Annotated in this window: 17 protein-coding genes; 13 read left to right on the top strand and 4 right to left on the bottom strand. The window is 41.2% G+C overall.

Annotated elements, in window-relative coordinates; all coding sequences use genetic code 11:
- The first annotated feature begins 30 nt into the window (after nucleotides 1–30).
- The 11 genes from fabD (at nucleotide 31) to AC6H44_RS08935 (ending at nucleotide 10,106) form a co-directional block, all read left to right on the top strand.
- A complete protein-coding gene (gene fabD, locus AC6H44_RS08985) occupies nucleotides 31–957 on the top strand; it encodes an ACP S-malonyltransferase (RefSeq protein WP_500735144.1) in 927 nt (308 codons plus the stop codon).
- Nucleotides 958–968: 11 nt separating this feature from the next.
- Nucleotides 969–1,715, top strand: a complete 747-nt coding sequence (fabG, locus tag AC6H44_RS08980) for a 3-oxoacyl-ACP reductase FabG (protein WP_500735143.1) — start codon at nucleotides 969–971, stop codon at nucleotides 1,713–1,715.
- A gap of 248 nt (nucleotides 1,716–1,963) precedes the next feature.
- A complete protein-coding gene (gene acpP, locus AC6H44_RS08975) occupies nucleotides 1,964–2,200 on the top strand; it encodes an acyl carrier protein (RefSeq protein ID WP_500735142.1) in 237 nt (78 codons plus the stop codon).
- A gap of 267 nt (nucleotides 2,201–2,467) precedes the next feature.
- Nucleotides 2,468–3,706 (top strand): beta-ketoacyl-ACP synthase II, encoded by a 1,239-nt coding sequence (fabF, locus tag AC6H44_RS08970; protein WP_500735141.1) that lies wholly within the window; start codon nucleotides 2,468–2,470, stop codon nucleotides 3,704–3,706.
- A gap of 69 nt (nucleotides 3,707–3,775) precedes the next feature.
- Nucleotides 3,776–4,579: an aminodeoxychorismate lyase gene (gene pabC / locus AC6H44_RS08965; RefSeq protein ID WP_500735140.1), complete on the top strand. Its 804-nt coding sequence runs from the start codon at nucleotides 3,776–3,778 to the stop codon at nucleotides 4,577–4,579.
- Nucleotides 4,573–5,559, top strand: a complete 987-nt coding sequence (gene mltG / locus AC6H44_RS08960) for an endolytic transglycosylase MltG (RefSeq protein WP_500735139.1) — start codon at nucleotides 4,573–4,575, stop codon at nucleotides 5,557–5,559. The genes pabC and mltG overlap by 7 nt, the downstream gene beginning before the upstream one ends.
- Nucleotides 5,560–5,564: 5 nt before the next feature.
- Nucleotides 5,565–6,191 carry a dTMP kinase gene (gene tmk, locus AC6H44_RS08955; RefSeq protein WP_500735138.1) on the top strand — a complete coding sequence of 209 codons (627 nt, stop codon included), beginning with the start codon at nucleotides 5,565–5,567 and terminating at the stop codon, nucleotides 6,189–6,191.
- Nucleotide 6,192: 1 nt separating this feature from the next.
- Nucleotides 6,193–7,107 carry a DNA polymerase III subunit gene (locus AC6H44_RS08950; RefSeq protein ID WP_500735137.1) on the top strand — a complete coding sequence of 305 codons (915 nt, stop codon included), beginning with the start codon at nucleotides 6,193–6,195 and terminating at the stop codon, nucleotides 7,105–7,107.
- A gap of 12 nt (nucleotides 7,108–7,119) precedes the next feature.
- A complete protein-coding gene (locus tag AC6H44_RS08945) occupies nucleotides 7,120–7,446 on the top strand; it encodes a PilZ domain-containing protein (RefSeq protein WP_500735136.1) in 327 nt (108 codons plus the stop codon).
- A gap of 16 nt (nucleotides 7,447–7,462) precedes the next feature.
- Complete coding sequence (locus tag AC6H44_RS08940; RefSeq protein ID WP_500735135.1) at nucleotides 7,463–8,242, top strand: TatD family hydrolase; 780 nt, start codon at nucleotides 7,463–7,465, stop codon at nucleotides 8,240–8,242.
- A 4-nt stretch (nucleotides 8,243–8,246) separates the two neighbouring features.
- Nucleotides 8,247–10,106 (top strand): alkaline phosphatase D family protein, encoded by a 1,860-nt coding sequence (locus AC6H44_RS08935; RefSeq protein ID WP_500735134.1) that lies wholly within the window; start codon nucleotides 8,247–8,249, stop codon nucleotides 10,104–10,106.
- An 839-nt stretch (nucleotides 10,107–10,945) separates the two neighbouring features.
- Here the strand turns inward: AC6H44_RS08935 and AC6H44_RS08930 are convergent.
- From AC6H44_RS08930 to AC6H44_RS08915, 4 genes are all read right to left on the bottom strand, one after another.
- Complete coding sequence (locus AC6H44_RS08930) at nucleotides 10,946–12,262, bottom strand: O-antigen ligase family protein (RefSeq protein ID WP_500735133.1); 1,317 nt, start codon at nucleotides 12,260–12,262, stop codon at nucleotides 10,946–10,948.
- Nucleotides 12,263–12,327: 65 nt separating this feature from the next.
- Complete coding sequence (locus AC6H44_RS08925; RefSeq protein WP_500735132.1) at nucleotides 12,328–12,873, bottom strand: hypothetical protein; 546 nt, start codon at nucleotides 12,871–12,873, stop codon at nucleotides 12,328–12,330.
- 21 nt (nucleotides 12,874–12,894) lie between these two features.
- Nucleotides 12,895–14,901 carry a bifunctional diguanylate cyclase/phosphodiesterase gene (locus AC6H44_RS08920; protein WP_500735131.1) on the bottom strand — a complete coding sequence of 669 codons (2,007 nt, stop codon included), beginning with the start codon at nucleotides 14,899–14,901 and terminating at the stop codon, nucleotides 12,895–12,897.
- Complete coding sequence (locus tag AC6H44_RS08915) at nucleotides 14,885–15,583, bottom strand: transglutaminase-like cysteine peptidase (RefSeq protein ID WP_500738410.1); 699 nt, start codon at nucleotides 15,581–15,583, stop codon at nucleotides 14,885–14,887. Before AC6H44_RS08915 ends, AC6H44_RS08920 begins: the two co-directional genes overlap by 17 nt.
- A 245-nt stretch (nucleotides 15,584–15,828) precedes the next feature.
- On the opposite strand from AC6H44_RS08915, the gene galU reads away from it, so the two are divergent.
- Together galU and wecB are read left to right on the top strand one after the other, a co-directional pair.
- Nucleotides 15,829–16,719 (top strand): UTP--glucose-1-phosphate uridylyltransferase GalU, encoded by an 891-nt coding sequence (galU, locus tag AC6H44_RS08910; protein ID WP_500735130.1) that lies wholly within the window; start codon nucleotides 15,829–15,831, stop codon nucleotides 16,717–16,719.
- A 48-nt stretch (nucleotides 16,720–16,767) separates the two neighbouring features.
- Complete coding sequence (gene wecB, locus AC6H44_RS08905; protein ID WP_500735129.1) at nucleotides 16,768–17,901, top strand: non-hydrolyzing UDP-N-acetylglucosamine 2-epimerase; 1,134 nt, start codon at nucleotides 16,768–16,770, stop codon at nucleotides 17,899–17,901.
- The last annotated feature ends 10 nt before the right edge of the window (nucleotides 17,902–17,911 follow it).

Here is a 17,911-nt window from a genome sequence, read left to right as displayed (position 1 = left end):
ATTTATTTTGTTTAATTAAAAGAGCAAACTATGGCACAAAAAATTGCACTTCTTTTTCCAGGTCAAGGTTCGCAAACTGTGGGTATGTTACAAGAGTTACTTGAGCGCTCAGACATAGTAAAAGCCACCTTTGCAGAGGCATCAACCGCACTAGGTTATGACCTAGCAGATCTTGTTCTTAACGGCCCAGAAGAAAAACTAAATCAAACCCACCGTACTCAGCCGGCATTATTAACTGCAAGCGTTGCGATTTATCGTGATTGGTTAGCTGCCAACCCAGATGCTGATGTTGTTATGGCGGGTCACAGCTTGGGTGAGTATTCAGCTTTAGTATGTAGTGATGTATTAAGTCTAAGCGAAGCCGTAAAACTGGTTGAAAACCGCGGTTTATACATGCAACAAGCTGTACCGGCTGGTGTGGGCTCTATGGCCGCTATTATTGGCCTAGGCGATGATGAAATTAAAGCTGCCTGTGCGGCGTCTGCACAAGGTGAAGTAGTTTCACCAGTTAATTACAATTCACCAGGGCAAGTGGTTATTGCAGGTCACAAAGACGCGGTAGATAGAGCATCTGTAGCGTGTAAAGAGGCCGGAGCAAAACGTGCACTGCCATTATCGGTCAGTGTACCGTCGCATTGTGAACTCATGAAACCAGCCGCTGAAAAATTAGCAGCCGATTTAGCCGCTTTAACATTTAATACACCTAAGTGTGATGTCATTAATAATGTTGATGTAAAAGCACAACGTTCAGCCGATGCCATTAAAAATGCATTAGTACGTCAGCTTTACAGCCCAGTACGCTGGACAGAAACAGTGCAAGCACTCGTGGCGCAAGGTATTACCCAAAGCTACGAGTTTGGCCCTGGTAAAGTACTAACAGGACTTGCAAAACGCATTGATAAAGCAATGGTGTGTGGCTCAGTTAACGACCTTGCATCAATCGATACAGCTAAATAAGAGTATATAATATGAGTAATTTATTTTCTTTAGAGGGCAAAATTGTCCTCATCACTGGCGCTAGCCGTGGCATTGGTAAAGCCATTGCAAACACCTTAGTAGCACAAGGTGCAAAAGTGGCTGGTACGGCAACAAGTGAGTCGGGTGCGGCTAAAATCAGTGAATACCTAGGTGATAATGGTAAAGGCTATGCGCTTAACGTTACCGATCCTGCGTCAATTGAGACAACATTAGCGGCGATTAAAGCCGATTTAGGCGATATTGATGTATTAGTAAATAATGCCGGTATTACCCGCGATAATTTATTAATGCGCATGAAAGAAAGCGAGTGGGACGATATCATCGACACCAACTTAAGCTCTATTTTCCGCTTGTCTAAAGCGGTACTTCGCCCAATGATGAAGAAAAAGAATGGCCGTATTATTAATATTGGCTCAGTAGTCGGTACTATGGGTAACGCTGGTCAAGCTAATTACGCTGCGGCTAAAGCGGGTGTTATTGGTTTTTCTAAGTCATTAGCTCGTGAAGTGGCTTCTCGTGGTATTACTGTAAACGTGGTGGCGCCTGGTTTTATTCAAACTGATATGACTGATGATTTGACAGATGAGCAAAAAGCAGCAACGCTTGCAAACGTGCCTGCAGGTCGATTAGGCCAGCCTGATGAGATTGCAGCGGCGGTGTGTTATTTGGCATCAGATGCTGCTGCGTATGTATCAGGTGAAACTTTGCATGTAAATGGTGCAATGTATATGGTTTAGTTTCGTAACGCGAAATAGTTAAACTACAAATTACCAATAGTATGCTAAAAAAGTGAATTTTTGGTAAACTTGCGTTAAACATACTTGAAATCGCAGTGAAAATAAGCGATAAAAGGTAAAAATAAACACGCAAGAGGTTTGACCAGCAAATTATTTATGGTCAAAAGATTGAATCAGAGAATTATCGGACGTAAACTACGCCGCAATCTGAAAATAACGCATTAGCGTTTTTAATAAAGGAAAGAAGAATGAGCGATATCCAAGAACGCGTAAGAAAAATTATCATCGAACAGCTAGGTGTTAAAGAAGAAGAAGTTAAAAACGAAGCTTCATTCGTTGATGACTTAGGTGCAGATTCTCTTGATACGGTTGAATTAGTAATGGCTCTTGAAGAAGAGTTTGACACTGAGATCCCAGATGAAGAAGCTGAAAAGATCACAACAGTTCAATCTGCAATCGATTACGTTACAGCTCACGCTGAGTAATTAATCGCAAATTAAGGGCAGCCTTCGCTGCCTTTAATCTTTATATCCAAACCACCTCAAAGTTCATGATTCAAATTTAAATCACACTCATTATCAACAGCAATGTTGTTATTGTTATGTACTGGTTATAATTTGAGACTCGCACTTTGAGGTAGCTTGGGTATGGTAATCCCAATACTAATAACATGACTAGCATCAGTATCAGTGTTTATGCTGAAAAAACTAAGCTACGTTAATTGGTATAATATTCCTTATTGGAGGCAAACCGTGGCTAAACGTCGTGTCGTCGTAACTGGCTTAGGAATGTTGACGCCGCTAGGCAATGATGTGCAATCAACCTGGCAAGGCTTATTAGATGGTAAAAGTGGCATTCAAAACATTACCCACTTTGACACATCAAAATTTGGTACTCACTTTGCTGGTTTAATTAACGATTTTGATGCATCGGCTTATATGTCGCCAAAAGATGCTAAAAAAATGGATTTATTTATCCAATATGGCATTGCAGCGGGTGTTCAAGCTTTTCAAGATTCAGGCCTTGAGGTCACTGAGCAAAACGCAGCCCGTATTGGTGTTGCTGTGGGTTCAGGGATTGGTGGCTTAACCCTCATTGAAGAAAACCACATTAAATTACTAAATAGCGGTCCACGTAAATTATCGCCGTTTTATGTACCCTCTACCATTATCAATATGATTTCGGGTCATTTATCAATCATGCACGGTTTGCGTGGTCCTAATATTTCTATTGTGACGGCATGTACTACAGGCTTGCATAACATTGGTCATGCAGCACGTATGATTGCGTATGGCGATGCGGATGCAATGGTTGCCGGTGGCGCAGAAAAAGCGTGTACCCCAATTGGTATGGGCGGCTTTAATGCCGCACGTGCGCTTTCAACGCGTAACGACGACCCACAAGCCGCGTCTCGTCCGTGGGATAAAGACCGTGACGGATTTGTGCTTTCTGATGGTGCTGGTGTAGTAGTGGTTGAAGAATACGAACACGCTAAAGCACGTGGCGCTAAAATGTATGCGGAACTGGTTGGTTTTGGCATGAGTGGCGATGCATATCACATGACCTCACCACCGGAAGACGGTGCAGGTGCCGCATTGGCTATGGAAAACGCATTAAACGATGCCAAGGTAAATGCTGAGCAAGTTGGCTACATAAACGCACACGGCACGTCTACTCACGCGGGTGATAAAGCCGAAACGTCAGCGGTTAAAACCATTTTTGGTGATGCGGCTAAAAATGTAATGGTAAGTTCATCTAAATCTATGATGGGTCATTTACTAGGTGCCGCAGGTTCGGTTGAATCGATAATATCAATATTATCGTTAACCGAGCAAAAAGTAACACCAACCATTAACCTAGATAACCCCGATGAGGGGTGTGACTTAGATTACGTGCCGCATACCGCACGAGACGCCAAACTTGATTACGCACTGTGTAACTCATTTGGTTTTGGTGGTACTAATGGCTCGTTACTGTTTAAAAAGGTATAATCTTTTTTTAACAACGAACGACAATAAGAGCCCAGTTGTTTAACTGGGTTTTTTTATGTGTAATAAAATATGCAAACAATATTAACAGCAACTAAAACCAGCCAAATAAGTACCCGCGATAGGGGCTTAAACTATGGCGATGGCTTTTTTACTACCGCCATTATTACTGATGAACAGGTTGAGCATTGGGCTTATCATAAAGCGCGTTTAATTGAATGTGCGCAGCGTTTAGGCTTTCCTGCTGTTGAGTTTAGCGCACTTGAATCGCACATTACTCAGCAAATAGCATTGCAACACCATGCGGTGCTTAAAATTGTGGTCACACGAGGTGAAGGTGGGCGAGGCTATGCACCACCAAGTATATGCAATTTAAACATTATTGTGAGTGTTTTACCTTATCCAACGCATTATCATAGCTTAAATAAAACTGGGATCAGCCTAGCTATTAGCCCGATTAAACTGGCAATACAACCGCATTTGGCAGGGCTTAAAACGTTAAATAGGCTTGAACAGGTTTTGATTAAAAATGCCCTACACACCCAGCAAAGCGATGATGCGTTAGTACTTGACTATAACAACAATGTAATAGAAACCTCAGCGGCTAATATTTTTGCAATTAAAAATAATAAAGTAATTAGCCCTAGGCTTGATGAGTGCGGTATTAAAGGTGTTTTCTTGCAATCTTTATGTGATAAATTAGCAATTGAATTTAAAACGATCAGTGTTGATGAACTTACGCAGGCCGACGCGGTATTTGTATGTAACAGCCTAATGAAAATTGTGCCGGTTAACAGTATTGGCAAGCATGGTTTTAATATTGCTCATAGTCAGTCATTATTAACTGCATTATTAGCCAAGGAGGCTCAGTGTTAAAAGTTATATTATCCGTATTATTACTGGCTTTTTTTAGCTCATTGATTGGCTATCAGCAACTACAGGCAACAATTCAAACGCCATTAAAGGTAGCTGATAACACCCAATTTGAAGTTAAAAAAGGCACGGGCTTTAATAAATTGTGCCGTCAATGGCAGCAACAACAGTGGCTAGAAGACTGCTGGCGGTTTCAAATATTAGCCAAGCTCGACCCAACCTTAACCGATTTAAAAGCAGGGCTGTACTCCCTCAGCAATGATAGTGTGCTCAACAACATTAAAAAAATAAATCAAGGGCAACAAATTAGCTTTAGTTTTACCATTATTGAAGGTCAAGCTTTACGAGATGTTTTAAAAGCCTTAATTAACACTGCGCACTTACAAAACGATTTACAATTTGAACAACTTGGTGAGCAAATACTCGGTGAGCAAACCCATCTAGAAGGTTGGTTATTCCCTGATACCTACCATTACCATAATAATGATACTGCCAGCAGCTTATTAAAACGCGCGGCGCAAAAAATGCAGCAAACGCTGGCTGATGCATGGCAACAGCGGGCAAGCGATTTACCTTATGATACCGCCTATGAAGCACTGATCATGGCCTCTATTATCGAAAAAGAAACCGCACTTGCTAGTGAGCGCCCACTCATTGCTTCTGCGTTTATAAACAGATTAAACACCAATATGCGCTTACAAACCGATCCAACCGTAATATATGGGCTAGGGGAAGATTTTGACGGTGACATTAAACGCAAAGACTTAAAAAATTACACACCGTATAATACCTATCGTATTAACGGATTACCGCCTACGCCAATTGCCATGCCATCTAAAGAAGCTATTTTAGCTGCAGTTAACCCGCCTAAAAGCGACTATGTTTACTTTGTAGCAAAAGGCGATGGTAGTCATCAGTTTTCAACCACATTAGAGCAACATAATGCGGCTGTTAGAAAATACATTTTAAATAAAAAGAATTAGTAGTTATGAAACCAAAATTTATAGTTATAGAGGGCCTAGAGGGCGCGGGTAAATCAACAGCTATTGCCCTGTGCCAAGACTTTTTAAACCACCATCATGTTGACTTTATTAATGTACGCGAACCCGGAGGCACCCCACTTGCCGAAGCATTACGAACGCTGGTTAAAGCAGCTCACGATGAGGACATTGCCTTTGAAACTGAGTTGCTTATTATGTACGCCGCACGTTCACAATTAATGCACAATGTAATTACGCCAGCGCTTGAGCAAGGTAAATGGGTTTTAGCTGACCGTCATGATTTATCATCACAAGCGTATCAAGGTGGCGGGCGAGGCATTGGTGCCAACACCTTAGCATCACTTTCTTCTATGGTATTAAAAGGGTTAAAACCCGACTTAACCATATACCTTGATATAGACCCCGTTATTGGCCTTGAACGCGCAAAAGGTCGGGGTGAGCTTGACCGAATAGAGCAAGAAGCCATTGAGTTTTTTCAGCGCACCCGTATGCGTTACATAGAGCTGGCAAACGATGACGACAGCATAAAAACAGTTGATGCTAACCAAAGTATTGATAAAGTACACCGTGATATTACCAATGTACTGCGTACGTTTTTTTCAGGGTTAAAATAATATGCCATTACCTTGGCTTAACGATGTAGAGCAACGCTTAGCCCAAAGCTATAAAGCGCAGCGCTTTCATCATGCGCAGTTATTTTGCGGGCCTATTGGCGTTGGCAAGTTTGAGCTAAGCGAGCAATTGGCCAACAGTTTGTTATGCCAAAACACCCAAGCGCAGTTAGCTGCTCCAAAGAGTGTGTTAACTCCGTGTGGGCAATGCAAAAGTTGCTTATTAAATTTGGCAGGTACACATCCAGACAAACGCGTAACTCAGGTAGAGGGGCAAAGCATTGGTGTCGATGATATTCGCGGTATCAGTGATTTTATGCACCAGTCGGCGGCGCAAAATGGCAATAAAGTGGCGATTATTGAAAACTGCGAGAAAATGACAACGGCAGCAGCAAATGCATTATTAAAAACCTTAGAAGAGCCAAGTAACAGCCGGTTTTTAATACTTACAACCAGCCAAGCGGCGCAATTACCCGCGACTATTTTAAGCCGCTGTGCTAAAACCGACGTAAAAGTAACAAATTACCAACAGGCTCAGCAGTGGCTTGAATCATCAGCTATTGCAAATTATGCATGGCTACCATTATTTTACAGCCAACCCCTGCAGGTACAACAGTGGCAACAGCAAAATCAGCTGCAAAGTATTGATACACTCTATAAATTTGCAACTGAGTTTAAACAAAGCCATAATTTTACTGCGTTAGTCGATATTATAAATAAGCAGCCTGAGCTTGTGCGTATTTTTACTTTATTTTTAAGCGAGCAGCTAAAACAGCAGCTTTTAAATGGTATGTCCTTTGCTGCCTACCAAGTAGCCCAGCAAGCTTTGAATGACTTTTTACAAAATAATATACAAATTTTAGGGTTAAACTTACCGCTTGCGGTATCACGACTAGCGTATAGGTTACGTAATCAATAAAAAGGATTAGATATGCAAGAGCTGTTAGTAGATATAGATGATCTTGACGAATTATATCGTTGTTATATGCCTTTTTTAAGTAAAGGCGGCCTGTTTGTTCCGACCAATATGCGTTATGAACCTGGGTATTCATTGGCTTTGCGCGTTACCTTACCTGACGCCCTTGAAGATGACGTAGTAACCGGAAAAGTAGTTTGGATCACCCCACAAGGAGCACAAAGTTCTAACCCACCAGGCATTGGGGTTAGTTTTTTAGATGATAAAACAAACCTAAACGCTAAAATCGAAAAACTACTGGGGACTATGTTAAACTCCGGTAATCCATCGTATACCATGTAGTAAAACAGGCCTTATTTTGATTGTAGATTCTCATTGCCATTTAGACCGTCTTGATTTTGATAAACTCGATTTAAACCTAGACCAAGTGCTTAATAACGCACGTGCAAAAAAAGTAGAACACTTTTTATGTGTTAGCGTCACGCTTGATCAGTTCCCTAATATGCTTGCGCAAATTAACCACTACGATGACGTATCAGCGTCGTGTGGTGTGCATCCGCTTGATCAAAAAGATGCACTTAACAAACAGCAATTAATAGAGCTTGCCTCACATAAAAAAGTGGTGGCCATTGGTGAAACTGGGCTTGACTACTATTACGCTAAAGATACGCATGCCGTGCAACAAGCCAGCTTTGTTGGCCATATTGAAGTGGCCAACGAGTTACAAAAACCGCTTATTATTCATACTCGTGATGCACGTGCCGACACCATTAATTTAATGCGCGAACACAACGCTGAAAATTGCGGTGGCGTATTACATTGCTTTACCGAAGATTGGGATATGGCAAAAAAAGCCATAGATATGGGGTTTTATATTTCTATTTCAGGCATTGTTACTTTTAAAAATGCCACTGAACTTAAAGACGTAGTAAAACAAATCCCACTTGATCGACTGCTTATCGAAACCGACTCGCCGTATTTAGCGCCCGTGCCGTATCGAGGGAAAACTAATCAGCCAGCGTATGTTGAAGACGTTGCCTATTATATCAGTGAACTAAAAGGCATTAGCTTTAACGAATTGGCAAAAGCCACCACCGACAATTTTTACTCTTTATTTAAATTAGCGGCCAAAGGCTAATACAATGACAATGCGCTCGGTGCAACACCCGCTGTTACTTATGGGGCCTATGGTGCGCCGAGCAGACAAAACCGCAGTATGTATTGAGTTTGCCACGCTAAAGCCGGTAAACTGCCGTATAGAGCTTGTTGACCAAGAATGTGATAGCACGCAAAGCACTGTAATATTAGGTAAGCATTTATACCTGCAGTTTGTAGTGATTAAACCCATAAATAACCAGTTTCCGCACGATATATTACTACAATACCAATTATTTTTTGATGACAGCCTTGTTGATTTATCGGCATTTAGTTTTAATGATGGCGCGTTACCTGCGTTTGTGATCCCCAAAAAGCTCACGCAAATTTTGCATGGCTCTTGCCGTAATGCGCATCATCCCGCAAAAGACAGCCTAGTAAGCGCAAGTGCTTGGCAAGGTACTCAACGCAGTAATGATCAGCAAGGCGCGCAGCTGTTATTGCTCTCGGGTGATCAGGTTTATGCCGATGATGTAGCAGGCCCCATGTTATTAGCTATACATCAACTCATTGATCAGTTAGGTATTTATAAAGAGCAGCCTTTAGCACTTAATTTACCAACGCAGGCCAGTGAACACCTTTATGAACGTCATCAATTTTTGCCAACGACCTCGTGGAAAAAACGCTCTAAATTTGGCATAGGGTATTGGTTAAAAAAAGATGACCCGCATTTTTCTAGTGTAAAAGCTTATAACCACCTTATTCATTTTGAAGAATTTGTTGCCCTGTATTTACTTAATTTTAGTCGCGCCGCATGGCAATATATTGATATAGCTACGCTTAGCTATTTAGGCAGCAATAATAAAAATAAAGCACTATTTAGTGCTGAAAAAATAGCGCTAATTGACTATGTGCAAGGCTTAGCCGAGGTCGAGCGGTTATTTGCTAACGTGTCTACTTTAATGATGTTTGACGATCATGATGTTACCGATGACTGGAACCTAACCGCAGGGTGGGAGCAAGCCATTAATCAAAACCCCAGCAGTAAGCGCATTGTAAATAACGGCTTGGCAAGTTATTGGTTGTTTCAGGGAATGGGGAACGATGCACTTAAAAAAACAGGTGCATTACTTAGCTCATTTAATAACAGCCTAACGAGCGATAAGTATTGGCAATTTAAAAGCTTTGATAAACAACTCACCAATTTTAACCATTGGCATTACGAGCTTACCACGATCCCTAAAGTGGTGGTGCTTGATACCCGAACGCACCGTTGGCGCAATGAGCAAAACTTTAACGAGCCCTCTGGCTTGTTAGATTGGGAGCGGCTCACTGAGCTTGAAGAAAGCTTATTGAGTCACGATAAAGTGATTATAGTATCACCTGCACCGGTATTTGGAGTTAAATCAATAGAGGCAATTCAAGCGGTGTTTAACCTGTGTGGTCAACCGCTTATGGTGGATGTAGAAAACTGGATGGCACATGAAGGATCGGCAAAAAAACTGCTCGACACATTTAGGCGCACCGACACCCCAAACGAAACGCTTATTTTATCGGGCGATGTGCATTATTCGTTTTGTTTTTCAGTACAAAAACGTTTTGGCGATCACCACAACAGAATTTGGCAACTTACAGCCAGCGGCATTAAAAACGAGTTTCCGCGTAAGCTAATAAATGTGCTTGATAAGCTCGACTCTATTTTATACGGCCCTAAGAGCCCGCTTAATTTTTTTACCAAACGATGGCACATGGAAGTAGATAAACACCCAACCAAAGGAAAAGGGCAAAAATACTTAGTAAGCGATTCAGCCATAAGTTTAGTCACATTAGAAACTGGCAATTTAACTCGCTACCAGCTAATCCATGGCGACGGGCACACCACCGAATTTGATTTAGAAGAGCAGTAAATTTAAAACAGGTATTAGGTTGATATTATCACCGACTTGTAGCAGCGACCTTATGTCGCGTCATTTTTAATGTCGTGGGAGACGGGAGACGGGAGACGGGCAACGGGCGACGAGTTTCGAGCGACGGGTTCCACCGAAAAACCTCGGTGTTAACCTTATTCGTAGGCGAGAGTTTACCTCGCGCATGAAGCGCAGCTTCAAAATATTAAAATCAAATAAAAACGCGGGGTAAACCCGCTGCTACAAGTGTATTTAACCATGGCGTAGCAGCGACTTTATGTCGCGTCATTTTTAATGTCGTGGGCGACGGGTTCCACCGAAAAACCTCGGCGTTAACCTACGAGGTTTGAGGCTTCGAGTCGCGAGCTTCGAGACCCGAACCCCACAACCCGTCAGCTTTATTTAAAACCTTTATTCTTGAACCACAGAGGACACCGAGGCGCTGCGCGCTGCACAGAGAATACAAAGTATTTGCTAATACTTTGTATTTAGTCATTTTCTCTTTTTTCTCCTACCCTCTGTGGTAAATAAATCACTAAGATCTTATTGTAATGATATAACTGGATGAAGTGTTAGGTGTTAGGCTCGTAACCCGATCCCCGCAACCCGTCAGCTTTATTTAAAACCTTTATTCTTGAACCACAGAGGACACCGAGGCGCTGCGCGCTGCACAGAGGATGCAAAGTATTTGCTAATACTTTGTATTTAGTCATTTTCTCTTTTTTCTCCTACCCTCTGTGGTAGATAAATCACTGAGATCTTATTTGAACAAAGAGAAGCGAATGAGAAGACAGAACAGGTGTTAGGCTCGTAACCCGATCCCCGCAGCCCGAAACCCGTTAACTTCGTCGCTTTTTAACCCGTTTTGGGGCCGGTAACTTGTTGGTTAATATCGCTAAACATAACACCACTATAAACAACATAGAATTTGCGCCCGCTTGCAGCGAGTAATCAACCGATGAATGCAGCATCATCGCTACAATGGCCGTGGCGCAGCCAAAAGCAACGCCCTGATACAACGCCGTTTTACGCGTTCGCATGGTATTAATACACAACCACAAACAATATAGCACCAGCAGCCCCAATAACGCCGTAGCCGGAACACCCAACTCAACTGCAAATTGCACGTAATCGTTATGTGCATTGTCGTAATAACCAGAGTAGGGCTCAGATTGATGCGCCGGAAAGGCAGTGTAAAAAGTACCGCCGCCAGAGCCTAGTAACGGGTTATCTAAAATAAGTGGGATTGAGTCGCGAACCACTTCATCGCGCGTTTCCGACTTTAAACTGGTTTCGCTAATGCGTTGTTTTACTTTTTCTACATCAAAAATAGCCCCAATAATAATTAAATCGATAATAAAAAAGCTCACAATCAGCAATTTAAATGCTTTGGGTTTTTGTTTATAAACAAACAGCGCCAATAAACTTACTATTATTAAAGCGATAAAAAAGGCCGAATTACCCATACGGCTTCGGGTTAATATTAGTGCCACAATAATAATAATGAGCGATATGCGTAAAATTATTTTAGAGCTCAACAGCACTTCAGCCCAAGCACGCAGTGTTTGTTTTAAAGTGGGCTTATAGCCATTATTTGTACGCTTTAGTTCGCTAATTAAAACACCAATGCCTAAACACAAACACAGCGCTAAATAATTAGCTAAAAAGTTAGAATAGGTAAAAGTGCCAATAGCGCGGTCAGTGTGTTTGTAGCCAAATAAAGGGCTAACAATATCGGGCGATAAGTTTAAGTAACTTGCATACAAAGCCTGAAAAACACCGGCGCAAATTACCGCGTAAATTAATTTTTTAATTCGCGCGGCATTATTACAGTAATTAAATATTAACCAGCTCAACATGATTAAAAAGCTGGTTTTTAACAACATTTGTTTGGTTTGAAAAGCATCAACACTTACACCAAAAAGTTGCACTGCACACACTAAAGTAATAATACCTAGGGTTAAAAATAAAGGCCACGTGTACCGAGCTGGGAGCATAGTTTGGTTATCATTTAAAACACTGTGCGCAAGGTGAGCAATAAAGGTAAAGCTAGTTAAAATACCAATGGCCAAAATAGCCCAAGGCCGGTAACTACCTAAAGGAAGGGGAAGCAAAAATAGGATCAGGCAAATGCAAAAAAATATAAAACGATTCAAAATAAACTCAAACACAATAAAAACGCAGCCAATGGGCTGCGTTTGCTTTTATAAACTAGTTGCTATTAGTTGCCAACTTCAGAAATACCAGTATCACCACCTGTACCGCCAGCACCTGGAGGGGTAGGTAAGGTTGGTAAATTAACTACCGGAGGCGCAACCGGTGTAGCACCAGGGCCTGCAGCAGTTGCTTCAGAAGCAACCGTTGCATCAACACCTGCGGTAATTGCAGCAAGTGTAATAGCATCAGTATCTAAGCCAGCAGCCGAAAGAGCAGCTAAAAAGTCAGCAATTAATGGGTTATCTGCGCCAAAGCGCGCAACAACAGCAGCAACCATTGCATCTATGTCTGCAGCGCCACAGGCACCATTAAGTAGTTTTTCGTCTAGCTTAACTTTTTCTTTGTTTTTACAAATACGTTTAATAGCTTCAACTAACTGTTCGCGTAATTGCTCTGGTGTTGTATCGGCTGTTACGTTATTAAGAATATCAATAATGCTATTTATGCTCACTTCTTGAACCACTGCATCGTTGTCCGTTTGTGCATAGGTTGGCAAAGTAATAAGAGCAGTTGCGCTAGCGACTAGGCCAGCTAAAATTAATTTTTTCATTTCTCGTCCCTTGGTTGAGTACTAATTGCAGAATTTTAGCGCATCGGCGCAAAAAGTAAACTCTTTATTTACGCCATTTTCATTAGATTTAATAATTTTTGACGGGGGCAGTATGAAATTGCCCTGTACACCATCGCAACCTAAATATTCAAGTATTTCTAAGGTCTCAGGTTTTTCAATTAAACAGGTTAGCACTTTAATACCAAAACCATGGCAAATATTATTAACGGTTTGAATATAAAATTGGCTTTGTGGGTTAGCCACTAAGTCTTGAATATAACTGCCGTCAATTTTAACGTATTCAATGTCAAGGCCTTGTAAATACCTAAACGAGGTTAAGCTAGTGCCAAAATGTTCAATACATACATTAATACCGAGTTCTTTAATGGCATCTATGTGTGTTGACGCAATATGTACATTATACAGTAAGCTAATTTCGTGAAGCTCAAATACGAGGTTGGTTTTAATAACTGGTTTAGTGTGCGAGTACAGTGTAAGCCATTTAATAAAGTCGGTAGAATATAACGATGCTTTACTAATGTTCAGAGCAAACACTTCCTGGGGGTATTGCTCTTTTACGTCAATAAAGCTGCGTATAATTTTTTTATCGAGTTCTTCGGTTAAGTTTAACTTTTCAGCCATGGCAAATAAATGGCCGTTATTTACTTTTTCGCCATTATGAATAAAGTGAGCAAATACCTCAAAATAACATTGAGTATCCACTTTATTTGTTTGCTTAACCGGTTGCACCGAAAAGCTCACTTCGCCAGCATTTATAATCGACTTTATAAGTTTGCGCCACTGGTTAACACTAAATAACGATTCTTTATCGTTATCATCAATTTGAGTGTTGTCGCCTAGGGTACACCCTGTATCAAGTAACGACAAAACCTCGCCTAAGCTTGCGCCTTGCTCTACTGCCACTAGGGCTAGGTTTGCGTAACCATTTATATGTATGCTGTTTTCTTTTTGGCTTAATTTATCGCTAAGTTCTAAACGGGCCTTTTTTAAAAATAAAACATCGTAGGGGGCAATTAAAACAAACGTTCCGCCGTTGAGCTTAAATACCGTTGAGTTTGGTAATTCGCTAGCGGCGTGCTTAAGTATTTTAGCCGCATCCAGTACATGTTGGTCGCCATCTTGGTAGCTTACTACTTGGTTTATATTATTTAATGAGGGCAGGGTAAGCATCATGGCGGTAATTGGCGCATCGTCTGAAATATTATTGATAACAGAGTTAAAATGGTTTTCAAACGACTTACGGTTACCCAATCCGGTGAGTGGGTCTATATATACTTCTTCGGTGAGCGCTTGAGTTTGCTTGGTCAAAGAATCAAACGTGCTCTGTAAGTTTATAACCATATTATTAATAGCGTGCGTTACGGTGCGCAGCTCACGGGCTATGGGTATTTCTTTATTTAAGGTAAAGCGCTTACGAGTTACCAATTCAGCTTGGCTTTCTACCGCTTTTAACGGCCTAAATACCGCGCGTAAAATTAAAAACGCAATAGCCAGTGACGCCGCTAATAGCAAAAACGAGCTATATAAGCTGCGTAATGTGTGTTGCCACAAGGTTAAGTACGACTGCCCAGTATGGCTGGTTACATTAAGCGTACCTGCCATCATCCAACCATTATTTATTTCAGAATGCATAGTAGGGGCGTTTAGCTCAACAACACCAATAAACCAATTAGGAACAGATTCAACCCGCTTTGGGTTTTGTAGCTCAAATATTACTTTGTTTTGCACATCGGTAAATTTAATTGCACTGTAATAACCGGAGTCAAAAATAGCGGTTGCCATGGTTTGAGCAATCATTAGGTTTTCATCGTCTAGGTATGGCGATATAGAAAGCCCTAAACTGGTGGCGGTGTCTTGTGCGTGGCTAGCCATTTGGGTTTGTAGGTAACTACGGGTGGTATCTACATCGGTAATTACACGCACGCAAAAAAAAATGACCGAAATTAAAATAATTAGCCCATAGACTTGGGTTTTTAAGCTTAATCCGTGTTTAAAAAGTTGAGACATAACTCGTAGTTCCTTTATTGTTACCGTGAGCGGGCGCAAGCTCACCTTGTTCAATTCGCTCAAGCATAGTGTTCCAAGCAGAAACACCGCGACTATTTTTAACCTTATTACCTAACCCTTTTGCTTTAGCAAGCCACAAACCTTGGCCATTAAAGCTGTAAATGGGTTTTAAATCTCCCCTATTACTAGCAGGCACTAGCTTGGTATTAAAGTTATCAAGCACAAGGGGTATTTGGTTAGGTTGTTCAAAATATATAAGTACCATGTGCGGCTGGTTAACCGTGCGCTGGCGCACATACATAAAACGTATTTTATCTTCGGGTATTCCCAAGGCTATTAAGGTAAAGTATTTGGCAATAACATAGTCTTCGCAATCGCCCATGCCTACACCTAGGCTTTCTAGTGGGGTGGCCCAGTAATCTTTTTGTTGCCAAAGTTCGTCGTCGGTTTTGTACTGTATGTGCTTATTAAAAAAGTCATTAACTAAATGAATTTTTTGCCACTCGCTTTTATCAGCCGAGTCATCAATAAAGCTAAGCCAGGTTTTTATTCGCTGATGGCCTTCGTCGCCATAAAGTTGTTTGGCACGGGTTATTATATCGCTATTACGCAAATGCAGTAGCATGTCTTGTGCACAAGCAAAAAAAGACACCAATATAATAATGCAAAACCCTACGCGCACTAAACCCATCCCTAAATAACTAACGCAGCTAATTATATTCCCATTAAAACTAAAATGATAGGTTATAAAAAAGGCATTTATTTTACTCTTAACAAAAAATTAACATAAAACAGTTAAAAAGGCTGTTTTTTATATTGAGCGATTGCATGTGTTGTGTATAATGCACGCCCATATGGACTGTCGCAATGCTTTAAAGCAATAAATTGCGGCCAAAAAGCCACAAAATGATTATAAAAGGAATTACAGTGAAAGTATTGAAAGCCGTTTTGCCTGTTGCAGGTTTAGGTACGCGCATGTTACCTGCCACTAAAGCAACCCCCAAAGAAATGCTGCCACTAGTCGACAAACCCCTCATTCAATATGTAGTTAACGAAGCAGTAAAAGCCGGTATAAAAGAAATTATACTGGTTACTCACGCATCTAAAAACTCAATAGAAAACCACTTCGACACCAGCTACGAGCTAGAAGCCACCCTAGAAGCCCGCGTAAAACGCAGCCTGCTAGACGAAGTGCGCTCAATTGTACCAAAAGACGTTACTATTATTTCGGTACGCCAATCGTCACCGCTAGGTTTAGGACACGCTATTTTAGAAGCCAAGCCAATTATAGGTAACAACCCGTTCGCCATATTGCTACCCGATGTAATTATTGACCAATATAAGTCAAACCTTAAGGTAGATAACCTAGCACAAATGATCGCCCAATTTGAGCGCACTGGGCATAACCAAATTATGGTTGAACCCGTGCCACACGAGCAAGTGCACAATTATGGGGTGGTTGACTTAGCGGGTAAAAAAATAATGCCTGGCGAAAATGCAACTATTACTAACATGGTTGAAAAACCAAGCAATGACGAAGCACCCAGTAACCTAGCCATAACAGGGCGTTATGTTGTATCACCCGCTATTTGGGATTTACTCGAATTTACCCCACCAGGGGCAGGCGGCGAAATACAATTAACCGATGCCTTACTGCAGTTACGTCATCTTGAAACAATTGAAGCTTACCATTTAAAAGGTAAGTCGCACGACTGCGGCTCAAAACTAGGCTACATGCTTGCAAATGTAGAATATGCAATGCAATCAAGCCTAATGGGTGAAGAATTTACCAAGCGCGTTAAGCAATTAATGGCGTAATGCATAAATTATTATGCTAAATCGGTTAGTAAAAAATTAAGGGAAATCATGGCTATTAAAGTATTAAGTATTTTTGGTACACGACCTGAAGCAATTAAAATGGCACCGCTCGTTAAAGCACTAAACGCAGCAGACGGCATTGATGCAAAAGTATGTGTTACTGCACAGCACCGTGAAATGCTTGACCAAGTATTAGAGCTGTTTGAAATTGTACCCGATTACGATTTAAATATTATGAAGCCGGGGCAAAGCCTTTACGACGTAACAACAAATATTTTGTTAGGCCTAAAACCTATTTTAGAAGAGTTTAAACCCGATTTAGTGCTAGTACATGGTGATACAAGCACCACGTTATCTGCAAGTTTAGCGGCGTTTTATCAGCAAATTCCGGTAGGGCATGTAGAGGCGGGCTTACGCACCGGTAACTTAAGTTCACCGTGGCCAGAAGAGGGTAATCGCAAACTTACTGGCGCTATTACAAAGTTACATTTTGCACCTACGCAAACATCGCAGCAAAACTTACTAAACGAAGCAGTAAATGCTGACGATATTGTAATTACCGGCAACACCGTTATTGATGCACTATTACAAGTGGCTGATAAAGTAAAAACCGATACCGATTTAATCGCAACACTAAAAGCTAAATTCCCGGAGCTTGATGAAACTAAAAAACTTATTTTAGTAACAGGGCACCGCCGTGAAAGCTTTGGTGGTGGGTTTGAACGCATTTGTGAAGCGCTAGTCGAAATTGCAACAATGCACCCAGATACACAAATTTTATACCCAATGCATTTAAATCCTAATGTACGCGAACCGGTAAACCGCATATTAAAAAATGTTGATAACGTGCATTTAATTGAGCCGCAAGACTACCTACCCTTTGTGTACTTAATGAATCAGGCCCACATAATAGTCACCGACTCAGGTGGCGTACAAGAAGAAGCGCCAAGCCTTGGCAAACCGGTACTTGTTATGCGCGACACAACAGAACGCCCAGAGGCCGTACAAGCAGGTACAGTAAAATTAGTAGGCACAGATAAAGCACGCATTGTTAGCGAGGTTAATAACTTACTTACCAACGCTCAAGAATATCAAACAATGAGCCGTGCACATAACCCCTATGGCGATGGTAAAGCGTGTGAACGCATTGTGGCTAAAATTAAACAACACTTTAAAGATTAAAATAAAGTTT

It is taken from the genome of Pseudoalteromonas sp. TAP-3C, from assembly GCF_059888565.1.
The sequence above is the reverse complement of the archived record's forward strand: the minus strand, read 5'-3'. Positions and strand labels throughout refer to the sequence as shown.